This window comes from Myxococcus sp. CA040A (assembly GCF_013336725.1).
Lineage (GTDB): Bacteria > Myxococcota > Myxococcia > Myxococcales > Myxococcaceae > Myxococcus > Myxococcus llanfairpwllgwyngyllgogerychwyrndrobwllllantysiliogogogochensis.
On the sequence record NZ_JABUMR010000002.1, the window covers coordinates 901,071 to 925,416 of the forward strand.

At 68.9% G+C, this 24,346-nt stretch carries 17 protein-coding genes; 9 read left to right on the plus strand and 8 right to left on the minus strand.

The features are described 5' to 3' along the window. Positions 1-25 precede the first annotated feature (25 nt). A complete protein-coding gene (locus HUA75_RS10405; RefSeq protein WP_174486274.1) occupies positions 26-616 on the minus strand; it encodes a hypothetical protein in 591 nt (196 codons plus the stop codon). Between the two features lie 98 nt (positions 617-714). On the opposite strand from HUA75_RS10405, the gene HUA75_RS10410 reads away from it, so the two are divergent. Then, the gene (locus HUA75_RS10410; RefSeq protein WP_141645659.1) at positions 715-1,176 is read left to right on the plus strand and encodes a M48 family metallopeptidase; all 462 of its coding nucleotides are present in this window, start codon (positions 715-717) and stop codon (positions 1,174-1,176) included. 10 nt (positions 1,177-1,186) lie between these two features. On the opposite strand, the gene HUA75_RS10415 is transcribed toward HUA75_RS10410, so the two are convergent. Together HUA75_RS10415 and HUA75_RS10420 are read right to left on the minus strand one after the other, a co-directional pair. Further along, positions 1,187-1,582 carry a VOC family protein gene (locus HUA75_RS10415; protein ID WP_174456700.1) on the minus strand — a complete coding sequence of 132 codons (396 nt, stop codon included), beginning with the start codon at positions 1,580-1,582 and terminating at the stop codon, positions 1,187-1,189. Positions 1,583-1,739: 157 nt separating this feature from the next. Next, positions 1,740-3,914: a M4 family metallopeptidase gene (locus HUA75_RS10420; protein ID WP_174486275.1), complete on the minus strand. Its 2,175-nt coding sequence runs from the start codon at positions 3,912-3,914 to the stop codon at positions 1,740-1,742. Positions 3,915-4,155: 241 nt separating this feature from the next. On the opposite strand from HUA75_RS10420, the gene HUA75_RS10425 reads away from it, so the two are divergent. Next, positions 4,156-5,880, plus strand: coding sequence for a phosphatidylinositol-specific phospholipase C (locus HUA75_RS10425; RefSeq protein ID WP_141645662.1), 1,725 nt, complete (start codon positions 4,156-4,158; stop codon positions 5,878-5,880). Positions 5,881-6,140: 260 nt separating this feature from the next. After that, positions 6,141-7,649 carry a hydroxymethylglutaryl-CoA reductase gene (locus HUA75_RS10430; protein WP_254627485.1) on the plus strand — a complete coding sequence of 503 codons (1,509 nt, stop codon included), beginning with the start codon at positions 6,141-6,143 and terminating at the stop codon, positions 7,647-7,649. Positions 7,650-7,658: 9 nt separating this feature from the next. On the opposite strand, the gene HUA75_RS10435 is transcribed toward HUA75_RS10430, so the two are convergent. Next, positions 7,659-8,426: an ATP-grasp domain-containing protein gene (locus HUA75_RS10435; protein ID WP_174486277.1), complete on the minus strand. Its 768-nt coding sequence runs from the start codon at positions 8,424-8,426 to the stop codon at positions 7,659-7,661. Between the two features lie 147 nt (positions 8,427-8,573). Next, entirely contained in the window at positions 8,574-10,979 is a 2,406-nt protein-coding gene (locus HUA75_RS10440) for an endonuclease MutS2 (RefSeq protein WP_174486500.1), read from the minus strand. A gap of 75 nt (positions 10,980-11,054) precedes the next feature. On the opposite strand from HUA75_RS10440, the gene HUA75_RS10445 reads away from it, so the two are divergent. The 5 genes from HUA75_RS10445 (at position 11,055) to nadD (ending at position 15,655) form a co-directional block, all read left to right on the plus strand. After that, positions 11,055-11,801, plus strand: a complete 747-nt coding sequence (locus tag HUA75_RS10445) for a lipopolysaccharide assembly protein LapB (protein WP_174486278.1) — start codon at positions 11,055-11,057, stop codon at positions 11,799-11,801. Between the two features lie 65 nt (positions 11,802-11,866). Beyond that, on the plus strand, positions 11,867-13,171 hold the full coding sequence (locus HUA75_RS10450; RefSeq protein WP_174486279.1) for an adenylate/guanylate cyclase domain-containing protein: 1,305 nt from the start codon (positions 11,867-11,869) through the stop codon (positions 13,169-13,171). 39 nt (positions 13,172-13,210) lie between these two features. Further along, complete coding sequence (locus tag HUA75_RS10455; RefSeq protein ID WP_174486280.1) at positions 13,211-14,392, plus strand: DUF1343 domain-containing protein; 1,182 nt, start codon at positions 13,211-13,213, stop codon at positions 14,390-14,392. A 16-nt stretch (positions 14,393-14,408) separates the two neighbouring features. Next, positions 14,409-15,080, plus strand: coding sequence for a hypothetical protein (locus HUA75_RS10460; protein WP_141645668.1), 672 nt, complete (start codon positions 14,409-14,411; stop codon positions 15,078-15,080). A gap of 14 nt (positions 15,081-15,094) precedes the next feature. Then, complete coding sequence (gene nadD, locus HUA75_RS10465) at positions 15,095-15,655, plus strand: nicotinate (nicotinamide) nucleotide adenylyltransferase (protein ID WP_141645669.1); 561 nt, start codon at positions 15,095-15,097, stop codon at positions 15,653-15,655. 6 nt (positions 15,656-15,661) lie between these two features. On the opposite strand, the gene HUA75_RS10470 is transcribed toward nadD, so the two are convergent. Then, the gene (locus HUA75_RS10470) at positions 15,662-19,105 is read right to left on the minus strand and encodes a hypothetical protein (protein ID WP_254627486.1); all 3,444 of its coding nucleotides are present in this window, start codon (positions 19,103-19,105) and stop codon (positions 15,662-15,664) included. 223 nt (positions 19,106-19,328) lie between these two features. On the opposite strand from HUA75_RS10470, the gene HUA75_RS10475 reads away from it, so the two are divergent. Further along, complete coding sequence (locus HUA75_RS10475; protein ID WP_141645671.1) at positions 19,329-20,645, plus strand: hypothetical protein; 1,317 nt, start codon at positions 19,329-19,331, stop codon at positions 20,643-20,645. Here HUA75_RS10475 and HUA75_RS10480 read toward each other — a convergent pair. Both HUA75_RS10480 and HUA75_RS10485 read right to left on the minus strand, forming a co-directional pair. Continuing rightward, entirely contained in the window at positions 20,638-21,573 is a 936-nt protein-coding gene (locus HUA75_RS10480) for a Rossmann-like and DUF2520 domain-containing protein (protein WP_174486282.1), read from the minus strand. The two genes, HUA75_RS10475 and HUA75_RS10480, sit on opposite strands and share 8 nt — an antisense overlap. Then, a complete protein-coding gene (locus HUA75_RS10485) occupies positions 21,570-24,140 on the minus strand; it encodes an AAA family ATPase (RefSeq protein WP_174486283.1) in 2,571 nt (856 codons plus the stop codon). The genes HUA75_RS10480 and HUA75_RS10485 overlap by 4 nt, the downstream gene beginning before the upstream one ends. Positions 24,141-24,346: the final 206 nt, after the last annotated feature.

Sequence of the window (24,346 nt, forward strand, 5' to 3'; positions counted from 1 at the left end):
AGCAGCCGCGCCCCCTGGGCCACGCTCACGGAGGGCCGTAGCCCTGCACGCGGGAGTTGACCTCCACCGCGGTGGCGTAGATCTGCGCCCACGTCCGGTACTTCAGCTTGTCGCCGAAGCCCTTCTGGTCATTGGCGTAGTTGAACAGGTCCTTGCGGAAGAGCGCGTCGGCCGCCTTGCGCGCGCCATCGTCCAGGGGCGTGCCCTTGCGGTCGTAGTAGCGCAGCAGGTCATAGCCGTAGTCGTGCGTCTTCGCGGCCGGGTCGAACTCCTTGTCCGGGCCAATCTTGCCGGGCGCGGACGCGGAGCCGTGCGGGTCCTGCATGCGCTGGCCGTGCTTCGTCTGGATGGCGTAGGGCTTGTAGCCCATCACCTTCTCGAAGTCGGCCGGGGGCGGGCGGGCACCCGTCAGGTACTCGTTCATCAGCTTGCCGTGGTCCCCGGCGGGCGCCGCGCCCACCTTGGCCGTCTTCTCCGTGGCGTTCGTGCCGCGGGCGAAGGTGTCCTGGGTGTTCGGCCGGACCGGCACCGCCGTGTTGGAGCGCTCGGCGGTCGGCGACTCAGCGCTGTTGGAGACCGGACGGCGGGAGGAGACGGGGGGATTGCGCACGAGCATGGAGGACCCGGGGGAAAGCTTCTCTTGGTTTGTCGCACTCTGTAGGGTGGAAGTTGCGTGAATGGGATTAACGCACCGCATTGTGAGAAGGAGAGCTTGTGGGCACGGACCTGTATCGCGACGGACTGGCGCGGCTGGAGGCGGGGGATGGGAACGAGGCGAAGCGGCTGCTGGAGGCCGCGCTGCATGAAGCCCCGGGGGACGCGGGGGTGATGCACGCGTTGTCACGGGCGCTGGACCTGGCGGGGGAGCGCGCGAGGGCCGTGGAGTTGCTGGAGCTGGTCCACGCGAAGGCCCCATCGGAGCCGGGCCCGGCGTGTGACCTGGCGATTGCGCTGTTGGAGAAAGGGGAGGACGCGCGCGCGGCGCAGGTGCTGGGGCCGGTGCTGGAGGCCCACCCCGACCACCCCCGGGCGAACCTGGACCTGGCGCTGGCGCTGGCGAAGACGGAGCCGGACCGGTCAAGGCTTCATGCCCAGCGCGCGGGCCGGAGCTCCAACGCGGACGAGCGCGAGCAGGCGGCGGCGCTGGAGCGGGTGCTGTCCGGACAGGCGCCCTGAGCCACGAGCGTCACATCTCCCGGACGCACGCCTCGATGTTGTTGCCGTCCGGGTCCAGCAGGAAGGCCGCGTAGTACTTGTAGGCGCCGACGCGCGGACCGGGCGCGCCATTGTCCCGGCCGCCCGCGGCCAGTCCGCGCTGATGGAACGCGTCCACCTCCGCGCGGTCCGTGGTGGAGAACGCCATGTGGAGGGGACTGCGCCCCGGGCCGTGCTGGTCCGTCCAGGTCTCCGGTCGAAGCGTGCCCACCCATAGGAAGGGGGACTTCGGGTCGGTGCCGAACAGCGCGAAGCCGTCGCCGCGTTCCATGAGTTTGAGCCCCAGCGGAGCGAGGCACGCCTCGTAGAAGCGCACGCACTTCTCCAGGTCCTTGGTCACGAATCCGAAGTGGTCGAGCTTGAGCATGCGGTCACGATGGGAACGGGCGCGACTTCGTGACAAGTGACCGCCCGGCGGTCCCCGCGCTCGCTCTCCCGCCTGCCTTCGAGCGGGCGGAAAGCGCACGACGGGCGGCCTCCCGAGGGAAGCCGCCCGCCGCGTGAGGTGCCGCGCGAAGCCGGTGCTACGGCGTCGTGTAGTTGATGGTCAGGTTGTACGTCGCCGCCTGGTTGCTGGCGCCGCGCACCATGACGTGGGCCGCTGTCTGCCCGGCGGGCACGGTGAGCGTGCACGTCTCGGCGGCTCCCGACAGGTTGGGGCGGCAGTCATAGGCGTTGGTGGTGGGCTGCGAGCCGAAGCGGACGTACAGGTTGGGGTTGCGCGTGCCTGTCATCACCACGCTGAACGTCGTGCCCGGCACCACGGTGTAGGGGCCGTAGCGCACGTTCGTGTTGCGCGTCACCGAGCCCGACTCCGTCTCCGTGGTGGGCGTGCCGGGCCCGCCACCGCCCGAATACGTGCCCGTCAGCGTCAGCCCGGAGTAGGCCGAGAAGGCGTTGACCATGACGTACCAGGTGCCGGCCTGCGGGTTGTTGATGGTGCACGTCTCCGCGTTGCCGCTGGTGTACGGGCGGCAGTCGTAGGTGCCGGAGTTCGGCGCGGCGCCGAAGCGCACGTACAGGTCCGCGTCACCCGTGCCACCGCTGGTGGTGACGACCAGCGAGGCGCGGCCCGCGGGGACCTCCAGCGTGTAGTACTTCTTGTTGCCGGAGCTGCCGGACAGGCCCGTCACCGGCACGCCGTTGCTCAGCGGCGTCGTCACCGGGGGCGGAGGCGGCACACCGACGGCCACCCACGCATCCGTCACGGCCTGCACCGTCGCGGCGTTGTAGCCCAGCTCCTGCGCGGCCTGGACGGTGTACGCCTTGGCCTGCTCGAACGTGGTGCTCGGGGTGAAGAGGTCCGTGTTGGCCTTGTAGAAGATGCGGCCGGCCGCTTCCGGGCCAATCGCGGCGACGGTGTTGGTCGTCTTGCCACGCGGGTGCGTGCCACCCTTGGAGAGCAGGGCGAAGACGAGGTTGCTGATGCCGGAGCTGTAGTGCACGTCCACGCCGGACGAGTAGTCGCCGTAGAAGTCCAGCGAGTCGCCATCCTTGGCCGGGTCGTCCATGTAGCGCAGGGCGTCGTTGGCGGTGCCCGGGGTCCAGATGTCCTCGCCCACCATGAACACGTCCGCGTCCGTGGCCCAGCTGCGCGTCCAGCTCTCGCACACGCCGGAGAAGATGTCGGACATGGACTCGTTGAGGCCGCCGGACTCACCCGAGTAGATGAGGTCCGACTCGGTGTCCGTCACCGCGTGGGTCAGCTCGTGGACGGTGACGTCCAGGTCCTTGCCCAGCTCGATGGAGTTCACGCCGTCGCCGTCGCCGTACACCATCTGGGTGCCGTCCCAGTACGCGTTCACGTAGTTGCTGCCGTAGTGGACGGTGCTGATGAGCGCGGCGCCCGCGTTGTCATACGAGTCGCGGCCGAACAGCGTCTGGTAGCAGTTGTACGTGACGCCGAGCTGGTCGTAGTTCATGTCCACGTGGGCATCGCCCGTGGCCGCCTGGCCCTCGCTGCGACGGAGGGTGCCCGGCGTGGTGCTGCCATTGTTGGCGCTGTGCACCCGGCGGTTGAGCGCCTCGTGGATCTGCGGATGCGTGGCCACAACGCCGCCGCGCTGCGCGTCGACGTAGACCAGGTCATCGGCCTTGAAGCCGTCGCGGGTGCCTACCAGGCGCACCTGCCACGCCAGCCGGAGCTCCTCGGTGCCCTCGGGACGCAGGTACACCAGCGTCGGAGCGCCCTCGGCCTTCGCGCCGTCGACGGACGTTCCGGCGAGCGCGGACGTGCGAGCGGCCTCCGAGGCCACCGTCGCCCGCGCGGAAGGCGCCGAGCCACCGCGCGCCGAGCCGTTGGCCGCGTAGATGAGGCCCTCCGGGTCCGCGTGGAGGACCAACTCGCTGCCCACCACGGGCAGGCCCTGCTCGAGCTGCCGGAAGCGCAGGTGCTTGCGGCCCTGCGCGTCCACCGTGGCCCGGCGGAACACCAGGTCGTCGTTGCGCAGGCGGAAGGCGGAGGCGATCTCCGCCAGGGCCTCGCGAGCCTCCTCGCCGGAGTCGGATCGAGCGCGCTGCGCGGACACTCCGCCAGCCTCGGTCAGCCGACCCAGCTCACCGCGAATGAGGAACGGGACACCTTCCTGCTGTCCGACCACCTCTGCTCCAGGCAGTCGCGCCAACGCGGCCTGGACATCCGCGTCCTTGGCCTCCCCGTTGGGTGCTTCTCCTTCTGGCTGCACCGCACCGCAAGCCATGAGACCGGCGCCAACCCACGCCGCGCAGAACGTCCTCCAGACATTGCCTCTCAAGAGCACGACCTTTCTGTAGAAGGGGCTCTTTCATTGCACGTGGCTTATTCGTGTTTCAAGTGATTTTGATATATAAGATGGTTTTTCCTGTTTCGGGGTGGTTTTACACGCAGGCCCGCTCAGGTGTGCCCATTCGTGGGCAAGGGTATGTCGCCGCCACCCCTTCACACGTCAACGAGAGACAATCATGTCCACGCTGTCTTTCCCTGTCGCGGGGCTTCGTCCCCTGGCGCTCCTGCTGGCTCTGGGGCTCATCGTCGGTACGACTCCAGCCCTCGCGAGGGGGCGGTACTACAACCACTCCGGCGGTATCGAGACGAGTCACCCCGCGTGGATGAGCTGGGTCCCCAGCTCGACGGGCCTGGGCGCCCTGTCCATGCCTGGGACTCACGACACCATGGCCTATCAATCTTATGGTGGAGATCTGACACAGACCCAGTCGTTGGGATTGCGCCAGCAGCTCGACGCGGGGATCCGCGCGCTGGACATCCGTTGTCGGCACATCGGTGACCGTTTCACCATCCACCACGGCGTCGTCTACCTGCACGTCAACTTCGACGATGTCCTCCAGACGACCATCCAGTTCCTCAATGCGCACCCCACCGAGACGGTGGTGATGCGCGTGAAGCGGGAACACACGGAGGAGAGCAATACGCGCGGTTTCGCGCAGACCTTCGAGTGGTATCGCGACCAGCCCGCCTACAGCCCCTATCTCTGGCGGGGCTCTCATGTGCCCACGCTGGGAGAGGTCCGCGGGAAGATTGTGATTGTGGACGATTTCGCCGGAGGGACTTACGGCATCCCCTGGGGCGCGGTGAATCTCCAGGATGACTGGACGGTGTCCCAGCTCGCGGACATCGACGACAAGTGGAACAAGGTCCGGGCGCACCTGGACAGGACCCAGGGCGGCTCACCGTCCACCCTGTTCATCAACTTCCTGAGTGGTTCTTCCGCCATGGCTTATCCCTTACATGTGGCGGGAGGAATCAACATCCTGGGTATCAATTACCGGGGCGTGAATGACTACGCCATCGACCACCTGGTGGGCGGGTGGGCGCAGCGCGCGGGCATCATGATGATGGATTTCCCGGGGGCGGGATTGATTGACGCCATCCTGGCCCTCAACTTCCGGCTGCTGCCGTCCTCCAGTGGGTTGCCGACGGACTTCAGCGCCATCTTCAGAAATACGGCGTACACGCTCGGTGGCGACGCGGAGGCGCGCTGGTATGGGATGCAGGCGTTTCTCCAGAATGCGGCGCCCGGGCGCAACTGGCATGTGATGGCGCTCAAGAAGGAGTGGGGGGCGTGGATGCACCACGAGGGCGCCTTCTATCAATCCGATTCGATGGATGACTTCACGCACCTCGCCTTTCCAACGCGGACGGTGACCAGCGTGGTGGGGCCGGGGTATCTGGCCAGCTATGTGAACGGGCAGCTCGGGAGCCTGTCTGGAGGCTCGGGAGACAGGTCCTCCCAGCTCCATTCACGGCTGAGCGCGCGCTTCCCGTTCCAGCTCTGGTCCGTGGTGGTGAAGCGCGCTCCGGGAGGGCTCGGCAACTGGGCGTATTCGGATTTCGGGCGCGGCTACAAGACGTCGTCGGGCGACTACACGTATGCGGTCCAGGGCTACTCGGCCTACGACGGGGTGTATCTGCACGAGCACATCCAGCAGGAGGGCAACGTCGTCCGTCTGACGTCGAACGTCGGCTTCCTGGGGGACGTCGGCTTCGATGATTCGCTGAGCTCCGTCACGGTGCTGGGGCCCTATCAGGCGACGCTGTGCGAGCACCCGAACCAGACGGGCCGGTGTTTCACCACGTCCTCGAGTATTCGCGAGGTCAACGCGGTGCCGGGTGGGCCGTGGAATGACCAGATTTCGTCGGCCTCCGTCAGCCGGACGGGGCTGCACTGAGGCTTCGGGCGGTGCCCGCGGGGTTGAATGTTCCTCGTCCCGCGGGCCCGTCCTGTCTGCCTCGCGGGGCAAGGTGCTGTCACGCGTTGGATGGCGGGGCGCCTCGTTGAACATGCTTTGCCGGGAAGTCGGCAGTGTCGTGCCGGCTCCGCGCGACATTTGAAACAAGCGTGCCTTGGTTGGCCCGGGGGGGCGTCATGGCCAGCGATGTGGTGAGTTCGACGAGGAGTATCGGGAGCGAACCCGGAGCGACGCGGTGCTTGAGGAATCGGCGCGGCGCGGTGGAACTCGAGCTGCGCAATCACCTGACGGACCTGCGGCTCATCGGGCTCGGCGTGGTTCGGGTGGATGGGAAGGAAGTTCCGCTCGAGCAGGTCGTGTTGATGTCGGACGAGGGCCCCGTGTGGCGTGGCGAGCGGCTGTCGCGGGAATGCCCGGTTGCCTTCGAGCAGCGCAGGACGCTGTGCCTGCGCGCCGAGATTCCGCCGCTCGGGGAGGGGGAGCACCGGGTGGAGGTGGAGCTGGAGTGTGGACTTCACGGCCCCGTGAGTCTGCATGTGACGGAGGCCATCGAGGAGGGACACCCGGAGCCCGACAGTCGCATCCCGCGCCGTCCGGAGGATGACTACACGGAGGACATCGTCCGCTCCCGGCGGGACTACGCGGAGGCGTGGACGGGGGCTCGGCTGGAGCATGTGGCGAGCCACTCGTTCGACGCCGGCCATGCGAGGAACTCGTGCGAGCACTTCACGGGTGTGGCCCAGGTTCCGCTGGGCATCGCCGGGCCTCTCACCATCCTGGGGGAGAATGCGCATGGCGCGTACCTCATCCCCCTGGCCACGACAGAGGGGGCGATGGTGGCGAGCTACAACCGCGGCATCAAGGTCCTCAACGAGGCCGGAGGGGCTGTCTGCACGGTGCTGGACGACGCCATGCAACGCTCGCCGGTCTTCGTCTTCGAGAGCGCGAAGGCCGGGCGAGAATTCACGACATGGGTGAGGACGAATCAGGCGGCCATCGCCGAGCAGGCGGAGTCGACGAGCCGTGTGGCGACGCTCCAGGACATCGAGGCCTATCAGGTGAGCCGGATGGTCTTCCTGCGCTTCAACTTCACGACGGGAGATGCGGCGGGACAGAACATGGTGGGCAAGGCCGTGTTCGCCGCGCTCCTGTGGATTCGGGAGCACTATCCGGCCATCCGCGCCAGCTTCCTGGATGGCAACATCTCCACGGACAAGAAGTCGTCCCAGCTCAACATCCTGCGGACCCGAGGCAAGCGCGTGGTGGCGGAGGTGGTCATCGGCAAGGAGTTGCTCCTGTCACGGATGCGCACACACGTGCGCCAGTTGGTGCAGGTGCAGCGCATCACCACGGAAGGGTCGAATCTGGCGGGCTCACACAACAACGGCTCTCAGTCCGCCAATGCACTCGCGGCGCTGTTCATCGCGACGGGCCAGGACGTGGGGGCCCTGGCGGAGTCCGCCGCCGGGCGCCTGTACATGGAGGAGACTTCGGACGGGGACCTCTATGCGTCCATCACCTTGCCCGCGCTCGTGCTGGCCACGCACGGTGGAGGCACGGGCCTGCCGACGCAGCGGGAGTGCCTGGAGATGATGGACTGCTACGGACGCGGCAAGGTGCGCCGGCTGGCGGAGATTGTCGCGGGAGTCGTCCTCGCGGGAGAGCTGTCGCTCGCGTGTGCCCTGTCATCCACGCTGGGCTCGGAGGAGTGGGTTGCCAGCCACGAGCACCTGGGGCGCAATCGCTAGCGAGCCAGGTCAGAAGCTCATCGCTTCGAGTGCTGCCACCATCTTCCCGACGTCGTACCCGTAGAAGCCCGCCGAGTTGAGGGTGTTGATCTCCCCGACGTAGGGCTTCTGCTCGTGGACGAAGACGTCCAGCGCATAGGCCCGGTCCGGTCCCCAACGGTCCGCCATGCGCTGAGCGAAGGTCCATACGTCCGGCTCGACTTCCGGCGAGGAGAAGACCCGGTCCCCCAGTTTGTAGCGCGTGCCCGTGACGACGCGGCCGTCCACGACGACCATGCGGTACTCGCTCTGGATGTGCCGGAGCGCGCTGACGACCACCCACGTGTCCGAGGTGACCTGGGTGTTCTCGGGCTCCGCCAGGGCGCTCTCGCGCCAGTGCTCGAAGTCCTCCCATGAGGTCACCATGCCGGAGAACGACTTGTCGTCCAGGCACGGTCGGATGAAGAACGGCTTCGCCCGCACGGGCACCTCGCCGAATCGGCACACGTGCGCGTCGGCATTCAACAGGTGCTCGCCCAGGTGCTCGCGCCACACGCGAAAGTCGAACCGCTCGTTGAGGAACGCGCCCGGCGACCATCCCCGGGCCTTCGCGTAGCGCGCCAGGCTGAGCGAGCCCATGACGACGACGGGCCCCGTCACGTCAACGGTGGGCTCCACGCCCCCATCGAAGGGAATCACCTTCACCAGGGTGTGGGGAATGCCTCCGCGCTCCAGAGCCTGCACCAGGTCGTGGAAGCCGCGCTCGTTGAACAGGTTGTTCTGGACGACCCAGTGCATGTGGCTCCCTCCGTGCGAAGCGGTGGGCCCGGGACGCTCGGCCCGGGGTGGGGCTGACGACCTGTGCCTTGGTGGAAAAGGGAAGGGCCCGGAGCGCCTGGGTCTCCCCAGTCCGTCCGGGCCCTCCGGGTGACCTGCATCCTTCGCTCAGGCGCGCAGGGCCACCACGGTGACGCCGTCACCACCCTCGTGGGCCTCACCTGGCCGGTACATCCGGATGTAGGGCGAGTTCGACAGGTAGTCGCGCAGCGCCTGCTTCAGCGCCCCCGTGCCGTGGCCGTGGACGATGAGCGCGGCTTCCTCGCCGCTGCGCATGCCCCGGTCCAGGAAGGACTCCACTTCCGCGAGCGCGTCATCCGCGCGCATACCGCGCACGTCGCACCGGAAGTTCGTTGCCTCCACTTGCGCCGCCGCCGCCGAGGCCGCCCGCTTCAGCGAGGCCTCCTGCTTCTGCCGCTCCGGGAACTTCGCCTGCTGCGGCTTGCGCGTGCGAGAGCCCGACAGCTCCGACGTGGGCACCCGCATCTTCATCGCCCCACCGGCGGACACCACCGCGTGGCCCTCCGCCAGCTCCAGGATCTCCACATCCCGGCCCAGTCCGGAGTGGTGCACCCAGGCGCCCACCTTGAGATTCACCGGCCCCGGAGCCTCCACCTGGAACAGCTCCGCTTTCGCCGCCAGTGCGCGCTTCTGGGCATCCTCCGCCCGCTGCTGGAGCTGCATCCGCGCTTCCGACAGCGCCTTCTCGTTCTGCTCGGAGCGCAGCTTCGCCAGCAGCTCTCTCACTTCCGAGGCCGCGTGCTCGCTGGCCGCATGCACGTCCTCGTTGAACTGCATCATCTTCGCGCGGCGCTCCCGCTCGAAGGTCTGCTTCTGCTTCTCCAACTCGGTGCGCAGCGCCTCGGCTTCCTTCGCCGCGACGCGCGCCCGCTCCAGCTCCTCGGACAGCTTGCGCCGCTCGTCCTCGGCCGCCGCCAGTGCCTGGGAGAGGGGACCGCCCGCGTTCAGCGTCAGAGAACGCGCGCGCTCGCATACCCGCTGGGGCAGGCCCACCCGGACCGCCATGTCGATGGCGGAGGACTGGCCCGCCGCGCCCATCTGGAGCCGATACGTTGGCGCCATCCGCTTCGAGTCGAAGCCCACCCGTGCATTCAAGAAGCGCGGGTCCATGTGCGCCAGCGCCTTGAGCTCCTCCAGGTGCGTGGTGACGAGCGCCACTGCGCCCTTGGCCAGCATCTCCTCGAGCACCGCGATGGCGATGGCCGCGCCCTCGCGCGGGTCCGTATCCGCGGCGATTTCGTCGATCATCACCAGCGAGCCCTCGCCCACCTCCGCGATGATGTCGCGCAGCATCACCACGTGCGCGCTGAACGTGGACAGGCCCTGCGTCAGGTCCTGTGAGTCGCCCACCGTGGAGTGCACGGAGCGATACAGGGGCATCCGCGAGCCTTCCGCCACCGGAATGGGCAGGCCCGCGCGTAGCATCAGCGCGCACAGCCCCACGCCGGTCAACGTCACCGTCTTGCCGCCCGCGTTGGGGCCGGACACGACGAGCGCCTTCGCGCCACCATTGAGCGTCACGTCGTTGGCGATGACCTCCGTGCCCTTGAGCACCAGGCGCGGATGGCGCAGCAACTGCAACTGGAGGTCCGATACTCCGACGAACTCCGGCGTGCTCGCGTCCAGGTCCGCGGAGAGGATGGCCACCGCCTCCGCCTCGTCCAGCTCCGCGACCGCGTCCAGACCTTCCAGGATGCGGTCCGACTCCCGGCCGAGCTGCTGGCTCAGCTCCTGGAGCACCCGCCGCTCCTCTTCCAGCACCACCGACTGGGCAATGGCCAGGTCGTTGCCCAGGCCCACCATCGCCTGCGGCTCCATGAAGAGCGTCTGGCCCGTCTGGCTCGCGTTGTGGACGATGCCGTCCACCTCCGAGCGGTAGTTCGACACCACCGGCACCACGTACCGGCCGTTGCGCAGGGTGTAGTAGTTCTCGCGCAGCTTGGAGAGGAAGCCCTCGTCGTGGAGCATCTCGTCCAGCCGCATCTTGATGCGCCGGTGGAGGCCCCGGGCCCTGTCCCTGGCCTCGCGCAGCTCCGGGCTGGCTCGGTCGGAAATCTCACCGTCCGGCTCGAAGCACTGGTCGATGCGCCGGGCCAGTGACTCCAGCATGGGCAGCCGGCGCGCCAGCTCCATCAGCCGGGGCACCCGCTCCTTGCGTTCTTCCACTGCCTCACGGGTGCGGACGAAGGCGAACAGGAGCTGCGCCGAGTCGATGAGCTGACGGGGCTCCAGGATGCCGCCCTTGGCCGCATGGCCCACGGGGGTTCGCAGGTCCACCACGCCGCCAAGCGGCAGGGAGAACTGTTCCCGGGACAGGGTGCGCGCCTCGTCCACCAGGGCCAGCGCCTCCGAGACCTGCTCGGCCGAGTCGAGGAACGGCCGGGCGAGCACTCGCTCCCTGCCTGGCTCCGTCCGACACCGCTGCGTCAGCGCGCGAAGTACTTCCGCGAATCCGAGGTCTTCCAGCGTCTTTTGGGATATCTGCACGGTCATGGGTTTCATGCGCAGCCGTCCGGCCGTCAAGAGGATCTATTGAGGAGCCCCGCTCGGCTCTGCTATCTGCCGCGCATGCACTGGGTCTTCCTGGTGGCTTGCCTGGCGGGCGCCTCTGACGCCGCGGAGCCATCCACCCTGACGGTGGCGCAGTCCCGACCCGTGGCCCCGGCTTCACCACCCATGTCCTTGACGGACGCGCTCGCGCTGGAGTCGGGCGGGGATGACACCGGCGCACTCCAGGCCGTGGAGGCCCTGGTCCTCTCCAAACCCGAGTGGGAGCTGCCCCGCCTGGAGGCCGCGCGACTGTTGCTGAAGGTGGGCGGCTCGCTGGAGCAGGCCGAGGCCCACCTGGAAGTCGCCACGCGCATCGCTCCCACCAACCCCCGGGGTTGGTACCTGCGGGGGCTGCTCTGGGAGGAGCGGGGCAACTCCCTCCAGGCCACCCGGGCCTATGAGACGGCCGTGCAGCACCGGGCGTCGTACGAGGAGGCTCGCTTCCGGCTCGGGGGCCTGTGGGTCTCCCTGGGGGACCTGCTCAAGGCGGAGCTCCACTACCGCTACCTGGCCCGTTCGAAGCCGGAGTGGGTGCAGGTGCGCCTCCAACTGGCGGACGTGCTGGAGAAGCAGGAGCGGCTTCTGGATGCCGAGACGGAGCTGCTGGCGGCGCGGAGCGTCCAGCCGGACAGCCCGCTGGTGCTCCGCAAGCTGGCCGACTTCTACGAGCGGACGGAGCGGCCCCAGCTCGCGGCGAAGGTGCGCAAGTCCATGGAGCCGCAAGAGAAGAAGCGCATGCGAGCGCTCAAGCCGTCGCGTCGCTGACGAATGACGTCGCGGTGCGTCGCGGCGATTGCGCCCCGGATCGTGGCGCATAGACTGCGCGCGCTTTGAAGACCGCCAACCTCGCCATTGTCTTCACCGACATCAAGGGCTTCACCGAGCGGACCAGTCGGCAGTCGCTGGAGCAGAACCAGCGCCTGCTGCGGGTCCACGGTGCCCTGCTGTCGCCGCTCATCAAGGCGTTTGACGGCCGCATCATCAAGTCCATCGGTGATGCGCTCCTGCTGACGTTCGAGTCGCCCACCCAGGCGGTGCTCAGTGGCGTCGCCATCCAAGACCGGCTGTGGCACCACAACCGGGGGGTGCCCGAGTCGGAGCAGCTCCATGTCCGCTTCGCCATCAACGTGGGCGAGGTGCGGCTGGACGGCAACGACGTCTTCGGGGAGCCGGTGAACATCGCCGCGCGCGTGGAGGGGCTGGCCGAGGCGGGCGAGGTGTACTTCACCGAGGCCGTCTACCTGGCGATGAACAAGGCGGAGATTCCCTCGCGGGAGGTGGGCGCCTTCGAGCTCAAGGGCATCCCTGGGAAGATTCGAGTCTTCCAGGTTCCGCGCGCGCCGTACCGCGTGGAGGCGCCCTCCGCGGGCGCCATCGCCGAGGCGCCGGGCACGGAGTCGATGCCGCCTTACGGAAACCTGGGCCTGTCGCGTGTGCCGGAGTCGTCGCTGGAGGGCGGCGCGGTGGATGTGGCGCTGCTGGGACAGCGGGCGGCGGAGCTGGGACAGCGGGCCGCGGCGGGCGCGGTGGTGCTGGGGCGTCAGGCGTCACATGCCGGCAGGTCGCTCTTCGCGCGGATGCGGGACGGGATGCCTCCGGGCGGAGCGGGAGCGGTGCTGCGGGTGCTGGGCGCGCACCGTCGCGCGCTGCTGATCGCCGGAACGCTGGCGGTGGTGTTGGGGGTGGGCGTGGTGGCCTTCAGCGGCAGCCCGGCGACGCGGGCCATCTCCGAGGTGGAGCGCGCGCCCAAGAGCGAGCGTGAGGCGTTGGCGAAGGAAGCGCGGAAGATCATCGGCGAGGAGAAGGACCAGGGCCGTCGCCTCTACCTCCAGGGCCAGCTGGACGAAGCGATGGAGAACCCCCGACGCTCGCTGGACGACTACGCGCGCGCCGTGAGGGTTGGCAATGGTGACGCCGAGAAACGCGTCATCCAGATGCTGTCGCATCCCATGTGCAGCGTGCGCGCGGCGGCGGCGGACGCGGTGCGCTCCCTCAAGCTGCAGAGCGCGCTGGGCGAGCTGGAGGACCTGGCGGAGGATGGGGGGCCGGACGACGGCTCGGGCGGCTTCCTTGGCGTGGGGAAGTGCGACTCGAAGGTGGCCGCGCAGAACGCGCTCAAGAGCTTCAAGGACTGAGGACCGGCCCGCGAGGCCCGTTGCGAGGAAGGAAGCGCCGTGACGAAGGTGAAGACGGGACTGGACGTGTGGGTGGAGCAGGGCTTCTCCGCGCTGAAGGGCAAGCGCGTGGGGGCCATCGTCAACCCCACCAGTGTGGACTCGCGCTTCCGCCACCTGGCGGACCTGCTGGCCCAGGCGCCGGGCGTGACGCTGGGCGCGCTGTTCGGCCCGGAGCACGGCGTGCGCGGCGAGGCGCAGTACATGGTGGCCGTGGGCGAGGAGAAGGACCGCCGTACCGGCGTGCCCGTCCACAGCCTCTATGGCTCCACGTTCGAGTCGCTGTCCCCGCGCGTCGAGTGGCTCAAGGGCCTGGACGCGCTCGTCTTCGACATCCAGGACGTGGGCAGCCGCTACTACACCTACGTCTACACCATGGCGCTGGCCATGAAGGTGGCCGCGAAGGCGGGTGTGCCCTTCTATGTGCTGGACCGGCCCAATCCCCTCAATGGCCAGGCGATGGAAGGCAACCTGGTGGGGGAGGGGTTTCGTTCCTTCGTGGGCCTGTACGCGCTGCCCAACCGCCACGGGATGACGGCGGGGGAGCTGGCCCGGCTCTTCAACGCGCAGGAGGGCTTCGGTTGCGCGCTGACGGTGGTGCCCTGCGAGGGCTGGCGCCGCGAGCACTTCTGGTCAGACACGAACCTGCCGTTCATCTCCCCGTCGCCCAACATGCCCACGCCGGACACGGCGCTGGTGTATCCGGGCATGTGCCTGGGGGAGGGGACCAACGTGTCCGAGGGGCGCGGGACGTGCCGCCCCTTCGAGCAGTTCGGCGCGCCCTGGGTGGACACGGACGCGCTGCTGGCGCGGCTGGCGAAGGAGGACCTTCCGGGCGTGGCCTTCCGCGCCGTGGGCTTCACCCCGACGTTCGACAAGTACCGGGGCGAGTCCTGCAACGGGGCCTTCATCCATGTCACGGACCGGCGGACCTTCCAGTCGCTGCGCACCGGGGTCGCCATCTTCCAGGCCCTGCACGACATTGGCCCGGGGAAGTTCGACTGGCGGGCGGACGCGTACGAGTTCGTCGAGGACGTGCCGGCGTTCGACCTGCTGTGCGGGACGGACCAGGTGCGCCGGGGAATCGAGGCCGGGTGGGGCCTGGAGCGGCTGATGGAGGGATTCTCCACCCAGACAGAGCGCTTCGCCGGACAAAGGGAGCCCTACCTGCTGTACGCTTGAGCGTGGGACTCTCCACGTGATTGGTGTCTTCTCCGACAGCCACGGCGACCTGCAAGCCTTCGACGCGGCCTATGAGCTGCTGCGCTCCCTGGGCGCGCGCCGTTTCCTCTTCACGGGCGCGCGCTACACGGACCTGGACGAGTGGCTGCTCTGGCGGCGGCAGAAGAGCCGGGGCGGCCGGGAGTACTCGGACTCGGACTTCCTGGCGGATGTGAGCCAGTGGCTCGGCAGCCAGGACTCGTTGCCTCGGACGCCCGCGCGCGGTGCGGCGCCCGCGGATGTGGCCTCCGAGGAGAACCGGCGACTGGTCATGGAGCGCTTCGTGCGCGTTCCGGAGCGCGAATCGCTCCAGTATCGAGACCCCACCATCAACAACAAGGCGATGGACCTGCTGGGCGATACGCTGTGCTGCGTGGTGCACGACAAGAACGACCTGACGCGCGAGGACCTGCTGAACGCGATGGTCTTCATCCACGGCAAGGACCCGGAGCCGAAAGTCGTCCAGATTGGCCCGCGCTACTTCCTGACGCCGGGACGCCTGGTGGGCGCCGCGGAGCAGACGTGCGCGCTGCTGGAGAAGGCGGACCGCGACTTGCGCTTCTCCGCGTACCGGCTGGACGGGCACGTGGTGTTTGAGCCGCGGGTGCTGGCCCTGGACAAGAAGTCCCCGAAGCTGACCTTGAAGTGACGTGAGGCCCTGACGTGCAGGTCGCGCTCCTTGGAGGCTCGTTCAACCCGCCGCACGTGGGGCATCTGATGGCGGCCTCGTACGTGCACGCGACGCAGGGCGTGGACGAGGTGTGGTTGATGCCGTCCGCGCAACACCCGTTCGGCAAGCAGATGGAAGCGTTCGAGCACCGCGTCGCCATGTGTGACGCCATGTGCCGCGAGACGTCGGGCTGGCTGAAGACGACGCGCATCGAGAGCGAGCCTGGGTTGACGGGCCGCACGGTGGACACGCTCGCGTTGCTGGTGGAGCGCCACCCGAGCGTGCGCTGGTCCCTCATCATTGGCAGCGACATCCTGCGGGATTTGCCTCACTGGAAGGACTTCCACCGCATCCAGGAGATGTCGCGGGTCCTCGTGCTGTACCGCGCGGGCTACCCGGCGCCGGACACGGTGGGACCGCCCCTGGCCGAGGTGTCCTCCACCGTGATTCGCGAGCTGCTGGCGCGGGGCACGGAGCCCTCGGACCTGGTGCCGTCCGGGGTGCTGGCGCATGCCCGCGCCGCCGGGCTGTATGGACTGAGGCGCGGGAAGTAGCAGGGCCTAGAGGCCGATTCCCACCAGGTGCAGGTCTCCCAGCCCATCGTCGTAGCGACGGGCGAACTGGTAGAAGAGGGAGAAGGGCACGGCCTGCCCCATGGTGAACTGGATGGACATGGCCGCGCCAAACGCGCCGTGGTTGTCCCGGTTGTCCGTCCGCGCCAGCGTCGCGAAGACGTCCATCTCGAAGTTGCGCACGAAGAGCGACGGCAGCAGCCACAGCGTGGACGCCCAGCCGTGGTCGACGATGATGCGATACCGGTACGTCGCGCCGCCAATCAGCGCGTTCCTGGCGCGAATCGTGATGTCCTCGTAGCCGCGCACGTACTCGCTGAACGCGATGCCCGGCTGGAGCTGGAGGGGGAGGCGACTCGTCTCCGTCGAGCGCCGGCTGCTGTACCAGGTCTGGCCGGCGCTGAAGCCACCGACTTCGAGCAGCCCTTCGGGTGCACCCGGCAGGTAGCGCCCCACGGCGCTGAGCTGGAGGTTGTCCTTCCCGCCGAAGAATCCGCCGAAGAAGCCGTCCAGGCCCAGGCGGACGTCGCCCACCGTCGAGTCCAGCGCGAACGCTCCGGGATAGACGGCGCCGCTCACGGAGATTCCGAGTCCACGCTGGAGACCACCGTAGGACGTGGCGTCGCCCGCGAAGTACGACATGGAGACCTCGGGTCCAATCAGCCGCGTGACGAGCCGAGGGAACTGGCCGACGGCGTCGTATTCACGATGCAGTGCCAGCACGCCAATCGTCACCGGTGTCGTCCAGAACGTGCGGGACGCGTAGGCCAGGGCCTGGAGGTCGGTGCGCTCGTTCTCGCGCACGCGCGCGACGGAGGCCTGCAAGTACCAGGGGGCGAGCTGCGCGTTGCCGTATGCGAGCGACACGTTGGGCTCTTCGTCCTGCGTGCTGTACGAGAAGTTCAGCGCGTACGCGTGGAAGCCGAGCCGGTCCTGGCCCGCGAGCGACAACCCACCGCTGAACAACAAGTCGTCCGAGTCGTCGCTCTCCCTCGCGACCCACAGGTAGGGGAGGCGGAACTCGGGGATGAGGAAGCCCTCCAGCGTCGAGTAGGGCTCATCGGTGAGGACCGTCACGGGCGTGCCTGGGTCGGGTGGCGGCGCGCCGACAGGCGCTTCGAGATTGCCCGTGGTGGATGCGATGGGCTCCACCGGAAGGGCTCCCGCGAGCGGCGGAGCCACTGGAGCGGGTTCCACTGGCGTGTCCGTGGAACCTGGAGGGAAGGGCGTGAAACCTCCAGGGGGCGGCTCGGACGTCGCGGGTCCCTGCGCCTGGGCAGGTGACGAGGTCCCCGCGTCCCGCGCGCCCGCGAGCGTGTCGGGCGATGCTCCCGCATCCGGCTCACCCGAGGCACTGGTGCCAGGGCGAGCCGCGAGCGTTCCTGCATCTGGCGCGCTGGAGGTGGTCGTGCTGGGAGTGGCCGTGAGCGTGTCGCGCGATGCTCCCGCATCGGGGCTCTCGGAAGAGGTCGCTCCAGGAAAGGCCGCGAGTGCTTCGGGCGACATCCCCGCGTTCTGTCCGCCGGGATGCGCCGTGCTGGGGAAGGTCGAAAGCTCCTCGGGCGCGGGCGGCGGAGGCGTTTGCTCCGCGGGAGTCGTGACGGCGGGCGCCGCAGTGAGAGGCGGCGGGCTCATCGGCGACGTGTCCGCCAGGGGTGGCGGAGGAGTCCCGGTGCCGGAGCCAGCGGGCGCGTTCGCGGGAGGCACTCCCGGCTCGGCGCGAAGCGAAGACGCTCCATCGGGAGACGACGTGGGCGCCTGCATTCCGGATGGCAACACCGCCGCGTTTACCCGCTCCGTCATCGCGGACACAGCGGCACGGTCGATGGTGAACGAGGCCCCATCCCTGTTCAGGAAGGCCACTTCACCGGTGCCCATGGGACTCACGTCCATCACCAGGAACGGTGCATCGGTGATTCGCGCCAGCTCCCGCGTGGAGACCGTCATCACATGCGCCTGGAGTCGTCCGGTGTCCTCGCGCAGGAACACGATGCGGTCCGCGTCCAGCCAGCGCGGCGAGTAGTTGAACAGTCCATCCCGCGTCAGCCAACGCAGGCTTCCATCCGCCTCGCGCACGACCAGGTCCCAGCCCTGGTTCCCTTTCAGTGGGAACACCATCCGCGTCCCATCCGGGGACACGGCCGGTGGGCCCAGCGGAGCGCTCGCGTCGAAGTGGGTGAGCTGTTCCTGCTTGCCCGTCTCCAGCTCCAACCGCCTCAGGTTCGCCGTGTCTCCTTCGACGCGGACATAGACATACGCCGCGCCATCCGGCGTGACGCTCCCCCCCATTCCCTTCACGTCATCCCAGACGCGCACCACCTCACCCGTGCGCGCGTCCACGCGCCACAGCTTCGCGTCGTATGCGCCCACCGCGTTCAGGTCCGCCATCACCAGGTAGAGCCACGCCCCGTCCGCGCTGAAGGACATTCCGCTGACCAGTGTCGACGACCCCAGCACCCACCGGCGGAAGGGCAGCAACTCCACCAACGGCCGCTCGAACCGCACATGTCCATCCGGCTCACGCACCGTCAATCGCGAGTACTGTTCCCGTCCCACGCTCACCAGGGCCGTCACGCCGGTAGACGGATGCGAGGCGAGGCGCGAGAAGTACCCCGCTTCGGGAATCCAGACGCGCTGCGACTGCGGCCGCTCCCGCACGATGAGCTGCTCACGCAGGTCCTTGGTGTACTCGGCGAACAGCGAGCCGATGTCTTTTCCATAGACACCCTTGAATCGCAGCGTCACGGCGATGGGCGGAATGACGGTGGTACCCTGGTTGTCCACCAGCTTCCACAGCTTCGCCTCGCCGTACTTCGTGGCCAGGTACTCCACGAAGTGCATGCCCGTGAGGTAGTTGCCGCCGAACGGGTCCAACGCCCGGTTCTCGGGTGACAGGAACCCCGGGTCCATCCGCCCATCCCGGGCCTGCACCACCGAGTCGAACCAGCCCCGCCACACCGGACTGTGCGGACGCCCCGTGTCCTTGCCGAAGCGGCCCTCGTAGTACGTGGCCAGACCTTCCAGGAACCACGACTCGGTGAAGGTGTTGGGTTGGAACAGGCCACCAGTGAAGTCGTTGAGGAAGCCCCAGAGCCCGTTCGTCTGCTGGAGCTGCACGTAGTGCACGGCCTCGTGGCAGGCCACATCGCCGACATCCACCTCGCCCAACCCGAAGAGATGGAACAGCTCCAGCGTCACGTTCGCGGGCACCACCATCTGCTGCGGGATGCTCGCGTAGTCCGGCACCACGTACGCGTTGTTGAAGTCCGCGCTCGTCATGTAGACGAGCACTCGCGCTCGCGGCTCCTTGCGCCAGGTCTGCGCGCGCAACTGCTCCACGCAGCCCTCCAGCCGCGCCGCCATCCGCAGCGCGGGGCCTCGCAACTGCTCCGGGTAGTAGAGCTCCAGTGACGCGGTCGTCAGCTTGCGCATCGGGTCGCGCGCGAACGACGTCTGGATGTCTTGGGGAAAACGAGGTGTGACGAAAGCACACCCCCAGGATGTCAGCAGGAGACAGACGGCTACGGCATGCCAGCGCAGGCGCCAGCGGGAAGCAGGCATGCGGGCCATCCTACTGGCCACAAATCGTAGCCACGAACGCGTTTTTCACGGTAAGGGGAGGCCCACCGCTTCCCTTTCGATTTCGGATTCCTTCATGTCCCAACCGGAACCCCAGGCGCATCCTGTCCCCCAGCATGTCCACCAGGCGCAGCTCCAGGTCGCCGCGGCCCTCGAACAGGCCGAGGGCAAGCCGATCGACCTGGTCAAGGCGCCCTGGGCGGACGTGGAGAAGGCCGTCGCGAAGGTGCTGGGTGGCCCCTTCCAGGTGAACAAGCCCGAGCACCAGACGGTGGCCCTGGGTCTGGCTGGCGCGTTCGCCATGCGCCTCATCGTGGAGCACAACGCGTTCTGGTTCCCCAACCGCGACTCTCCGGAAGGCGCCACGCTGGGCTTTCCCGAGGCCATCATCATGCTGTCGCCCTTTGGCGCGGCGATGGACGCACTGGGTCAAAGCAAGCTGAGCCGGCTGGATGACCTGGCGGCGGACATCCGCCGCTCGCTGGGGCAGGCCCGCTTCGGCACCAACCCGGCCCAGGCCCTGGGCGGTCAGGCGCCGAAGCTGACGCCGGTGGACTACCAGCGCCTGTTCGACCCGGGCTTCCTCCAGTTCGTCGTCGTGGACCCGAAGAAGGCGACGACGACGCTGGAGACCAAGCCGGACGTGCTCGCCCGCGACGTGCGCAACGCGCTGGGTCGTGCGCAGGACCTTCCGGCGGAGGCTCGCCAGCAGTTCGAGGGGCAGATCGTCCAGTCCCTCCAGCGGTTGGATCCGACGAAGACGCTCATCGAGCAGGCCGAGCGCGCCCCGCGTCTGGCCGAGCTGATGGTCCACCTGTTCGCCACGGTGAATGGCACGGGCTCCGCGCCCGAGGACTTCTGGCACGACATCGTCCTGCCGCTGCTCTTCATCGGCGCGCCGACCTCCTTCCCGCCGCTGGATGACGAGGAGGTGGAGCTGTACCGCCAGGGCGCGGATGCGCTGCCCCTGTTCGTGGACGTGGTGCCGCACGCGCACCCCGCTCCGGACGAGGGTCTGCTGGGCGCGTTCGAGATGAGCGACATCGGTCTGCTGCACCCGGGCTTCGCTCGGGTGGGCGCGCTGCGACTCATCCGCATCGACCCCGCGCGCATCAAGCCGCTGCTGGCCAGCTTCGACGCGGCCAAGCTCGGTGGCACCATCAAGGCGTTCGGCGAGGCCGTGGCGAAGGCCGCTGGCAAGCCGGTCAACGACACGCCGCAGGGCAAGGAGATGCTCCAGGCCTCGCTCACGCTGCTGTCGGACCTGCAGCGCGGTGTGGCGTCGGGTCAGGGCGAGCTGTGCCTGCGCCGGCTCACCGAGGCGGAGGCCGCTTCCGAGCGGGCGCTCGGCTCCGTGCGCAAGGGCCTTCAGGGCTCGCTGATCATCACCTGAGCCGCTTCTCCAGCGCGGCGCGCGACTCGGGGCGGAGACGCTCCGAGGCCAGCTTCAAGGCGCGCCGCGACAGCAGTCGGTAGATGGGGGTGACGTCGTCGGGGAGCGCCGCGAGATGCGCGGCCACCACGCCCGCGTCACCCCGGACGATGGGTCCGGTGAGGCCTCCCGCGAGGCCCCGGGCTTCCACGCCGCGCAGCGCGGAGCGCATCAGGGGCAGCAGCGCCGGCAGGGCGTCCTTCGGTGGAATGCCCGCGGCACCGAGCGCGGCGACGGCGGCGTCCGCCAGGGCCACCATGAGGCCCGCACTCATCACCGCACCCGCGTGGTAGGCGGCCCGGTGTCCCTCTGGCACTTCCATGGCGTTCAGTCCCACGTCGACGGCCATGCGACGGAGCACGTCTCTCAGCGCGCGTGAGCGGGTGCTGATGGAGGCGGTATGTCCCGCGAGGGAGTCGCGCGCGGAGGACACCGCGCACAGTGGATGGAACGAGCCCAGCGCGCGACCTCGTGGTGGGCCCAGCGCGTCCAGGGAGAGCGCGCCCGCGGTGTGCACGAGGGCGACGGAGCGGGGTAGGGTGGTGGCGAGTGTCTCCGCGACGTGGGGCACCTCCGCGTCCGGGACGCAGAGCAGGACGAGTCGCGCGCGCCTCAAGTCCCCGGGAGTCGCGGGCTTCAGGCCGAGGGCTTCGGCGCGATGGCGTCCCTCATCGCTCCGCGAGTGCATGCGCACGGGCCAGCCCGAGGCGCTCAGCGCGAGGCCCAGCGCACCGCCCAGCCTCCCCGTGCCGACGATGACGAGGGGCGGCCGCGTTTCGCGGCGAGGTGCTGCGCGGACGGCACGTTTCCGAGAGGAGCCCGTGCCTGTCCCGGGAGCGGGTTTCCCCGTCCCCTTGCCGCCGCGCGTCCGTGAGACGCGGGGGCTCATCGCACCCGCTGGAACGCGAGCTGACCGGCGAGCAGCGCGACGCGCACCTTGTCGCCCGCGCCGAACTCACCCGAGAGGATGCGCTCGGCGAGCGGTCCTTCCACGAGCCGCTGCACCATCTGCCGCATGGGTCGCGCCCCGAGCTGCGGGTCGAAGCCGCCCGACTTCAACAGGTGGCCCACCACGTCCTGGCCCGCGACGTATTCGATGCCGCGCTCGGTGGACAGTCGCTTGCTGCTCTCCTCCAGCAACAGCGTGGCGATGCGCGCGACCTCTTCCTCCTCCAGCGGACGGAAGGGAAGCCGCTCGTCGATGCGATTCCACAGCTCCGGGGGCAGCGCCTTGCGCGCCGCGGACGCCGCCAGCTCCAGCGCGTTCGTCGTCGCCGAGCCCTCCGAGCCAAAGCCCAGCGGACGACCCGTGCGAGAGAAGGCCTCCGCGCCCAGGTTGGTCGTCATCACGATGACGGTGTTGGAGAAGTCGATGTGTCGACCCTTGCCATCCGTCAGCCGTCCCTCCTCCAGCACCTGGAGCAACAGCATCTGCACTTCGCGGTGCGCCTTCTCGATTTCGTCCAGCACCACGATGGACGAAGGGCGCCGACGCACCGGCTCGGTGAGCTGGCCACCTTCGCCGAAGCCCACGTAGCCCGCGGGAGAGCCGATAAGGCGCGACACGCCATGCGCCTCCGACATCTCGCTCATGTCCAGCCGCACCAGCGCGTCGCGATTGCCGAACAGCACCTCCGCCAGCCCGCGCGCCATCTCCGTCTTGCCCACGCCCGTGGGGCCCAGGAAGAGGAAGCTGCCCATGGGCCGCCGCGAAGCGAAGCCCGCGTAGTTGCGGCGGATGACCCGCGCGATGCGCGCAATCGCCTCTTCATGCCCGATGACCCGCTCGCTCAGGTCCTGCTCCAGCCGCAGCAGGCGCGACGAGTCGTTCATCAACAGTCGCTCCTCCGGCACGCCCGCGAGCTTCGCCACCACCCGCGCCACGTCCGAGACCTCCACCACGTCCCGCCCCTCGCGGTGGCACCGGCTGCCCGCCAGGTCCACCACGGAGATGGCCTTGTCCGGCATGAACCGGTCCGTCACGTACCGACTGGCCAGCGACGCGGCGGCCTCCAGGGCCTCCGGCCGGTAGCGCAGCGCGTGGTGCTCCTCGTAGCGACCGATGATGCCGCGCAGGATTTCCACCGTGTCCGGCACCGACGGCTCGTGCACCACGACCGGCGTGAAGCGCCGCTCCAGCGCCGGGTCCGCGCTGATGAACTTGCGGTACTCGTCGTGCGTCGTGGCGCCGATGCAGGGGAACTCGCCCCGTGCCATGGCCGTCTTCAGTTCGTTGGCCGCGTCCTGCGGGCCATCACCCGTGGAGCCCGCGCCCACCAGCGTGTGAATCTCGTCGATGAAGACCATGACGCGGCCTTCCGCGCGGCGGACCTCTTCCTTCAGCGTGTTGAGCTTCTCGGAGAAGGAACCCCGCAACTGCGTGCCCGCGACCAGCGAGGCCATGTCCAGTTCGACGACCACCTTCTCCGCCAGGCTCCCGCGCAGGCTCAACAGCCGCTGCGCCACGCCCTCCACCACCGCCGTCTTCCCCACGCCGGCTTCACCCAGCAAGCACGGGTTGTTGGTGCGGCGCTTGCCCAGGACGTCGATGACCTCTTCGATTTCCCGCGCGCGGCCCACCACTGGATCCAACCGACCCTCGCGGGCCAGTTGGCTCAGGTTGCGGCCCAGCGACGTCAACATCGGAAACGCCTTGGGGTCCAACGCCAGCGACGTGCCTCGGGCCGCCGGAGCAGCCGGCGCGGGCGTCGGCGCGGGGCGTGACACCGGCGTGGCGGCGAGGGGCGTCGAAGCCGGCGGCGGCGCCGCGCGAGCCACCGGGGCGGGCGCGGCGGGAGGAGGAGCGGTCTTGGGCGGGGGCGCTGCCTGGGCCTCGTCGTCGTCCACGTCGATGAGGTCCCTCGGAGAGAGGGCGGGAGTGGTGACGCGTGGCGGCGGGGTCGGCAGCGAGGGAGGTGCCGGGGGCGGGCTCGGAAGCGAGCGCGGCAGGCTCACCGCCACGGCGGAGGCGGGCAGGGGAGACGGAGGCGCACCGAGCGGCCGGCTGGGGGCGGGGCGCGCGCCCAGGACGTGCGTGCGACCGGGCTGGAGCTTGCGAGGCATCCGCCCACTCACGAAGTAGGACACCGCCGTGGTCCGCAGGGTCGCCAGATCCAACCCCGTCTGCACCAGCAGCTCTTGCGCGACGCAGCGCACCCGGGTCACCGCGATGAGCAGGTGCAGGCAGTCGGCTTCCTGCGAGCCGCAGCTCGTGGCGATTTCCCGGGCTTTCTCGCGCAGCTCGCGAACCTGTCCGTCCGTCTCCGCCGGGGCCGCGGTGAGCAGGTGGAGGAGGGCATCCTCGTCCACGCCCCGCTCCTTCAGCAGGAGCTGCGCCCGGTTCTCCACCGTGAAGAGCGCCAACAGCACGTGGGCCGAAGTAATCTTCTGGGCCACGCTCCGGGCGATGTCATTCGCTTCTTGGAGGACCTGGGCCAGATCCGTGCTTTCGACCATTCGAGCTCCGGCAAGCGTGCAGCCGAGCGGAATACACCCTCTCGATCCCGACGGCAAAATTTCCGCAACAGGTTGCTACAGGTCTGCGGAATCCTTGAGGTAGAAAGCCGCGCAACCTTCCATGAGGATGGAATTCGGTTGGCCGGCTGCCCGTTCACCGCCGCGATTTTTCGACTGGCCGAGCAATTGCCTGAGGGGGAGCGCCG

What these genes read in the sequence shown, in the direction of transcription:
- HUA75_RS10425 (WP_141645662.1), top strand. Translation starts at nt 4,156, where the DNA reads ATGTCCACGCTGTCTTTCCCTGTCGCGGGGCTTCGTCCCCTGGCGCTC.
- HUA75_RS10480 (WP_174486282.1), bottom strand. Translation starts at nt 21,573, where the DNA reads ATGAGCCCCCGCGTCTCACGGACGCGCGGCGGCAAGGGGACGGGGAAA.
- HUA75_RS10485 (WP_174486283.1), bottom strand. Translation starts at nt 24,140, where the DNA reads ATGGTCGAAAGCACGGATCTGGCCCAGGTCCTCCAAGAAGCGAATGAC.
- HUA75_RS10445 (WP_174486278.1), top strand. Translation starts at nt 11,055, where the DNA reads ATGCACTGGGTCTTCCTGGTGGCTTGCCTGGCGGGCGCCTCTGACGCC.
- HUA75_RS10475 (WP_141645671.1), top strand. Translation starts at nt 19,329, where the DNA reads ATGTCCCAACCGGAACCCCAGGCGCATCCTGTCCCCCAGCATGTCCAC.
- HUA75_RS10420 (WP_174486275.1), bottom strand. Translation starts at nt 3,914, where the DNA reads ATGGCTTGCGGTGCGGTGCAGCCAGAAGGAGAAGCACCCAACGGGGAG.
- HUA75_RS10405 (WP_174486274.1), bottom strand. Translation starts at nt 616, where the DNA reads ATGCTCGTGCGCAATCCCCCCGTCTCCTCCCGCCGTCCGGTCTCCAAC.
- HUA75_RS10470 (WP_254627486.1), bottom strand. Translation starts at nt 19,105, where the DNA reads ATGCGCAAGCTGACGACCGCGTCACTGGAGCTCTACTACCCGGAGCAG.
- HUA75_RS10440 (WP_174486500.1), bottom strand. Translation starts at nt 10,979, where the DNA reads ATGACCGTGCAGATATCCCAAAAGACGCTGGAAGACCTCGGATTCGCG.
- HUA75_RS10415 (WP_174456700.1), bottom strand. Translation starts at nt 1,582, where the DNA reads ATGCTCAAGCTCGACCACTTCGGATTCGTGACCAAGGACCTGGAGAAG.
- HUA75_RS10435 (WP_174486277.1), bottom strand. Translation starts at nt 8,426, where the DNA reads ATGCACTGGGTCGTCCAGAACAACCTGTTCAACGAGCGCGGCTTCCAC.